The sequence below is a fragment of the Pseudomonas sp. BP11-1-1 genome (assembly GCF_052112105.1).
GTDB lineage: Bacteria > Pseudomonadota > Gammaproteobacteria > Pseudomonadales > Pseudomonadaceae > Aquipseudomonas > Aquipseudomonas alvandae.
On record NZ_JAUTYU010000050.1, the window covers coordinates 1 to 471 of the forward strand.

Below are 471 nucleotides of genomic sequence, written 5' to 3' on the forward strand. Positions count from 1 at the left end.
CCACCAGGTTACTGGTCGCCGTGCCGTTGGCTACGATGCTGGCCGGGGTCGCGGTCAGGTCCATGACCTTGGCGGTGGAGCCGTCCGGAGTCAGCTCAACATCAGCCGACGAAGCACCGGCCGAGGCCTGGGCTTTCACGGTCGCAGTGCCGGCAACGGTGCCCTTGAGGGTCACACTGGCTTTGCCATTGGCATCGGTGCTGCTCGATGCGGCCGACAGGGTGCCGGTGCTGGTCGACCAGCTCACCGCTGCATTGGCCACCGGGTTTCCGTTGGCATCTTCAACCGTGGCCACCAGGTTACTGGTCGCCGTGCCGTTGGCTACGATGGTGGCCGGGGTCGCGGTCAGGTCCACGACCTTAGCGGTGGAGCCGTCCGGAGTCAGCGCCACGTTGACCGACGAAGCACCGGCCGAGGCCTGGGCTTTCACGGCCGCGGTGCCGGCAACGGTGCCCTTGAGGGTCACACTGG

At 67.3% G+C, this 471-nt stretch carries 1 protein-coding gene; it reads right to left on the bottom strand.

Annotated features, from left to right (window positions below):
• A partial coding sequence (locus Q7C33_RS28945; RefSeq protein WP_407684599.1) for an Ig-like domain-containing protein occupies nucleotides 1–471 on the bottom strand: 471 nt, incomplete at both ends.